At 66.3% G+C, this 3,978-nt stretch carries 3 protein-coding genes; all 3 read left to right on the top strand.

Annotation, left to right across the window (positions count from 1 at the left end):
- The first annotated feature begins 58 nt into the window (after positions 1-58).
- Positions 59-1,747, top strand: a complete 1,689-nt coding sequence (locus VNH11_00600) for a nucleotidyltransferase domain-containing protein (protein ID HVA44858.1) — start codon at positions 59-61, stop codon at positions 1,745-1,747.
- A gap of 13 nt (positions 1,748-1,760) precedes the next feature.
- Positions 1,761-2,138, top strand: a complete 378-nt coding sequence (locus VNH11_00595) for a hypothetical protein (protein ID HVA44857.1) — start codon at positions 1,761-1,763, stop codon at positions 2,136-2,138.
- Between the two features lie 32 nt (positions 2,139-2,170).
- Positions 2,171-3,978, top strand: a 1,808-nt coding sequence (locus VNH11_00590) for a hypothetical protein (GenBank protein ID HVA44856.1), incomplete at its 3' end; no start/stop codon positions are given.

Raw genomic sequence — 3,978 nt, 5'->3', positions numbered from 1 at the left:
GGGGCTGTTGGGGACGGCGCCGGGGACGTTCGATCCGAGCGCGTCTCCGGCTCCGGACGTGACGCTGGGGACGCAGACGGGCGGCGGCGGCACGGTCTACGGCAATCCGATTCCCTTCTTGGTGCGGGACCTGGTGCGGGGTGATGTGAGCTACGACCCGGCGGTGGTCTACGAGCGGCCGACGCACTTCGGCGGCACGAACGCCAGCTTGTTGCAGGTCAGCAACACGCCCAGCGCCACGGGCGACTGGAGCACGACTGCATCGCCCTTGCCCACGCTGACCGACGCCCAGACCGACACGGCGCCGGCCACCTCCACCGCCACGCCCGACATGCTCAAGGCCGACGCCCCCCCTCCGCCCGCCTCGCAGGAAGAGCCGCCGCCCAGCGAGCCGACAACGGCGGCGGCGGATACGCAGCCAGCGTCTCCTGCACCCTCCAGTTCGGCGGCCGCGCTGACGATCGTCGTTTATGTTCTTCAGCCGGATCCTGCCCAAGAGCCGCCAGCCGAGAACGACCGCGCGACCGGCGAACCGGAGCAGAAGACGGCCGATGCGCAGCAGCAGCTTGCCAATCCCGATGGTGCGGTGCAAGCCACGCGGAAGGCGGTCTACGGCCCGCCGCGTGACGCCGCCGAGGCGGCGGCAATGGGAGGCGCTGGGGCGGCGAGCAACCCGAGTACACCTGACGCCACTGGGTCGGCCAGTGGCACCGAGGCGGCGGGCGATCAGCAGGCGAAGATCGGCATTGTTCTGATCGTGGGCGCCAACCCAGCGCCGCGGCCGCTCTACGTAACGAAAAAAGACGTCACGGGAACCGGCCCTGGTCCAGTTGGCGCATTCTTTTGGGGCGCGTACACCGGGATGCAGAAGGTTGGGCAGGCCATGACCTACCCGGCGAGGCTGCTGCCGTTGCCGATCGACTGGAAGTCGCGCGACGAGGCGATCGAGTGGAACATGCGCAGTCTCGGCTTAAAGGGCACTAACACCGAAGTCGCCACGGGCGTCGCGGCGAGCGTCGCGGGCGAGGCGACACAAGCAATCGCGATCGTGGTCACGCTGCAGGCGGCATTACCCGTCGCCGGTGCGGCAGCCGGTTCAGCCTTGTCGAAGGTTCCCGGCGGCGCAGCGGTGGTAACTGCGCTCACGGAGGCGACGCCCGGAGCGGTACAGTTCGTTCAGGGCCCGTGGGTGCAACTGCCGCTTGCCGGGGGCCTTGGGTACGTCGCCTATCAAGAAGGCAAAGCGTCCTACTATTATGCCAAGGCTGGCGATACGCAGGCCGCGATTGACCATGGAAGCAACGTGGTCATAGTGCTGGCGTTTGCCGGCGATAGCGCCGCTCAAGGTGCCAAGGGGTTGGCCGCGGCCTTGGCAACGGATGGGGCGTCACGGTACGTTGCCGGCATTACCGCCGAGCAGGCGGCGCTGCTTCGGCAAAAGCTCTTGTCAATTCCTGGTGCCGAAGATGTGCGCGCCTTCGGATCGCGAACTAAAGGCACATCGACAGCGAACTCAGACTTAGATATCATCATTATAGGCGACGTCAATACGTTGAGCCCCAACACAATACCTGCTGTTAGGGGCGCGCAGCAGTACGCACTTCGGATCGGGATAGGAACTGGCGATGGTTTGCGCCCCTTGGATATCCACATTTACTCGAGCTACGCCGAGTTCCGCGCCGCTTGGATCGCATCCCCCAACTTCGACCCGGCACTAGGTGTCCCGAACCTTTTGCCATTAAAGTAATATCGTAAGGATTATGCCATCTTTGACCGTGGACGGCCGTGCGGTGGCGATCGGCACTCTCTGGGTGCATCTGCAGAGAAGTGACAGCTCGCATCGATTTCGCCTATTTGTTGAACACGGGTATGTCGCGGATGTTTTCGACAGCTTTCGCTGCCGCGTGTCCGGAGACTCGTGGCCATCCCACATTCGTCACCAGATCGACGATCTCGGCACATTTGCGTTAGATATATACTTAAAAAACATCCGCAAAGTAACAGGCGAGCGACGTGCCGCTCACGAATGGGTCGTTGCGTCCGTGGACGATATTTCAGTAGAGTCCGCCGGCTTGGCGATTTCTGGCGTTGCGGTCGCATTTATATCTCGCCTTCCGGAGCTCGTTCCGCTGGAGTGAGTGTTCGCGCGGACGAAAAAACGGAGGACAAAATGGGCGATGAGTATACAAAGGACCTGGCCGACGCGCGGCTGACGCTGGCCGACAAGCAGGCCGACGCCGATCTGGCCTGGATCGACGCCAAGGCCGCCGCCGACGAGCCGGTCGAAGAAGACGACGCCGGCGCCTGGCAGTCGATGAGCGACGGCGAGGCCACGATCGAAGACAGTTTCGCCCAAACCAGCGACGGCGAGAGCCAGTCCGAAGGCGATACACTGGCCGGGCAAGAGGCCGGCGTGATGACGGCCGACGCCGCGGCCGACGTGACGCAAGGCAATTCCGACGCCACGGCCGACGCCAATTTCCAGATCGCCCAGGCCAGCGAAACGGCCAACGTCTGGACCTGGCTGGCGGCCCAATTCCCTCTCCCTTCGGGAGAGGGCCAGGGTGGGGGCCTGCCCTGGGCCCAGTCGCAGGCCGGGCTGGCCGGCGCGGAAGCGAGCTGGGCCGTCACCGCGGCGGGCAACTATCAACTTTACGTCTCACAGCTCGGCGCGGCCGAAACCGTCTACGAAACCGACAACGCCGGGCAGTTCGTGGACGAGATGAAGACCATCGACGCCAACGACGCCGCGGCAGCCAACGCCACGGCGGACGCCGATGCGCTCCTGACCACCACCGCGACCGACGACGAAGCCACGCTGGAAGAGACGCTGGCCTCGGCGGGCGAGACGTATCAAGAGAACCTGGGCCAGGCGGCCCACGACTATCGGCAAGCGGTGGCCTTGGCCGAGCACGACCTGACGCTGGGCATCATCGGCCCCGGCGACGCGACGGCGCAGGAGACGCACGACAACGCGGTGGCGCTGGCCGAGCAAAACCAGACCGAGGCCGAGAACCTGGCCGACGAGACGTTCGCCACGACGGTGCAGCCGGTGCTGACCTCGACGGGCACCGACGAAGCCGAGGCGCAACTCACTGATACCCAGACCGGCGACGGCGAGGTGGCGACCGACACGGAGGACGACAACGCGGCGGTCACCGGCTACGACGACCAGGAGTCGGCCGATTACGACCAGCAGCAGAAGGCCGACGCCCTGGCGCAGTACAACTGGCAGGTGGGCGACGCCGCCGGGCACGCGGCGGCCATCGCGGCCTTCGCCGCCAGTTTTGTGGTGTCGCCCGGTAACGATTCGGCCGGCAACCCGCTGCCGGGCGTGCCGAGTCCCTGGGCGGGTCTGGCGTCGGACCAGGCGGCGGCCCAGGCGACTTTGCAGACCTCCCAGGCCGCGGCCACACAAACCCGAAGCGCGAGCGAGGCAGATACTCAGGAGACGCAGCAGCAGGCGCAGGCCGACGCGCTGGAATCGAAGGACGACGGCGACGCCGCGGCGGCCAACGCCACGGCCGACGGCGCGGCGGAATCGCAGGAGGCCACGGACGCGGCGCGGGCGGAGGTGCCCGACGCGGTGTTTGGATATTTGCCCGACCGGCTGGTGCCGCCCTCCGACGGTCCGGCGCCCGTGTTGACGCCGGATTTTCTGTCGGGCTACGAGGCCAACGATTTTTACGTCGGGCAGACGTCGGACAACTACGACTATGCGGCGGGGCTGATGTCGATCAACTTCGAGCCGTTTGCAGGGGCGCCGGAGACGATGCCCGACTTCCCGACGGTGAACTGGGCCTACAACTGGACCGGCTACGGCTATCACATGCCGTGGGGGCTGTTGGGGACGGCGCCGGGGACGTTCGATCCGAGCGCGTCTCCGGCTCCGGACGTGACGCTGGGGACGCAGACGGGCGGCGGCGGCACGGTCTACGGCAATCCGATTCCCTTCTTGGTGCGGGACCTGGTGCGGGG

The organism is Pirellulales bacterium (assembly GCA_035533075.1).
In the GTDB taxonomy this organism is placed as follows: domain Bacteria; phylum Planctomycetota; class Planctomycetia; order Pirellulales; family JAICIG01; genus DASSFG01.
The sequence above is the reverse complement of the archived record's forward strand: the minus strand, read 5'-3'. Positions and strand labels throughout refer to the sequence as shown.

What these genes read in the sequence shown, in the direction of transcription:
- VNH11_00595 (HVA44857.1), top strand. Translation starts at nt 1,761, where the DNA reads ATGCCATCTTTGACCGTGGACGGCCGTGCGGTGGCGATCGGCACTCTC.